This window comes from Streptomyces sp. NPDC058284 (genome assembly GCF_042881135.1).
Taxonomy (GTDB): domain Bacteria; phylum Actinomycetota; class Actinomycetes; order Streptomycetales; family Streptomycetaceae; genus Streptomyces.
On sequence record NZ_JBHVYE010000071.1, the window covers coordinates 1 to 1,014 of the forward strand.

1 rRNA gene is annotated in these 1,014 nt (G+C 55.0%); it reads left to right on the plus strand.

Annotated elements, in window-relative coordinates:
• Positions 1–1,014 (plus strand): 23S ribosomal RNA (locus tag ACFVYR_RS38140); the annotation flags it as partial.

The window sequence follows — 1,014 nt, forward strand, 5'->3', positions numbered from 1 at the left end:
GCTCAGGGTTAGTCGGGACCTAAGCCGAGGCCGAAAGGCGTAGGCGATGGATAACAGGTTGATATTCCTGTACCACCTCCTCACCATTTGAGCAATGGGGGGACGCAGGAGGATAGGGTAAGCGCGCTGCTGGAATAGCGCGTCCAAGCAGTTAGAGGGGTGACGAGGCAAATCCCGTCACCATGTACCTTGAGCTGTGATGGCGAGGGAAATATAGTACCGAAGTTCCTGATTTCACACTGCCAAGAAAAGCCTCTAGCGAGGTGAAAGGTGCCCGTACCGCAAACCGACACAGGTAGGCGAGGAGAGAATCCTAAGGTGAGCGAGAGAACTCTCGTTAAGGAACTCGGCAAAATGACCCCGTAACTTCGGGAGAAGGGGTGCTCTGTTAGGGTGCAAGCCCGAGAGAGCCGCAGTGAATAGGCCCAGGCGACTGTTTAGCAAAAACACAGGTCTCTGCGAAGCCGTAAGGCGAAGTATAGGGGCTGACGCCTGCCCGGTGCTGGAAGGTTAAGAGGAGCGCTTAGCGTAAGCGAAGGTGCGAATTGAAGCCCCAGTAAACGGCGGCCGTAACTATAACGGTCCTAAGGTAGCGAAATTCCTTGTCGGGTAAGTTCCGACCCGCACGAAAGGCGTAACGATCTGGGCACTGTCTCAACGAGAGACTCGGTGAAATTATAGTACCTGTGAAGATGCAGGTTACCCGCGACAGGACGGAAAGACCCCGTGGAGCTTTACTGCAGCCTGATATTGAATGTTGGTACAGCTTGTACAGGATAGGTAGGAGCCTTGGAAACCGGAGCGCCAGCTTCGGTGGAGGCATCGGTGGGATACTACCCTGGCTGTATTGACCTTCTAACCCGCCGCCCTTATCGGGCGGGGAGACAGTGTCAGGTGGGCAGTTTGACTGGGGCGGTCGCCTCCTAAAAGGTAACGGAGGCGCCCAAAGGTTCCCTCAGAATGGTTGGAAATCATTCGCAGAGTGTAAAGGCACAAGGGAGCTTGACTGCGAGA